The sequence below is a fragment of the Acinetobacter sp. NIOH-H-8 genome (genome assembly GCF_046635365.1).
Taxonomy (GTDB): Bacteria; Pseudomonadota; Gammaproteobacteria; order Pseudomonadales; family Moraxellaceae; genus Acinetobacter.
Genome location: NZ_JBHDVN010000225.1, coordinates 1 through 435, shown reverse-complemented (window position 1 = coordinate 435; position 435 = coordinate 1). Strand labels below are relative to the sequence as shown.

Annotated in this window: 1 protein-coding gene; it reads right to left on the bottom strand. The window is 46.9% G+C overall.

The annotated features are described in order from the left end of the window. Nucleotides 1-149 precede the first annotated feature (149 nt). On the bottom strand, nucleotides 150-435 hold a 286-nt coding region (locus tag ACEWB7_RS17935; protein WP_411581081.1), incomplete at its 5' end, for a hypothetical protein.

Below are 435 nucleotides of genomic sequence, written 5' to 3'. Positions count from 1 at the left end.
GAACTAACACGAATACTTAAATAAACAAGATAAACACCACAATAAAATAGAAAGAAAGATACAGGTCTCTTATACACATCTAAGAGAACAATACACCGATCCTTAACAGGAAAATAGACATATCCTGAAACAACTGGTGTTCTGTCAGATCAATGGCCCTTATCCGAGGACAAGGGCCGATGCCCGCTGGCTAGAGCGCCGCGACTGGCGTGTAGGCCGTATGCTCGCGGCGACTGCTGGCCAACGGCCCGGTCACCAGCAGCAAGGTCAGCACCACGCTGACGCCACTCCCCCAGGCCGTTTTTTTTTAAGGAGACATGGTATTTATACAGGCGGAAGTTGGTGGGCAGAGTGAGATGTGTATTATATTGATGATGTTGGTGGCGTTGTTTAGGCTTGCTGGTATGGAGATCTATTAATGAGTTTGGTAGATTT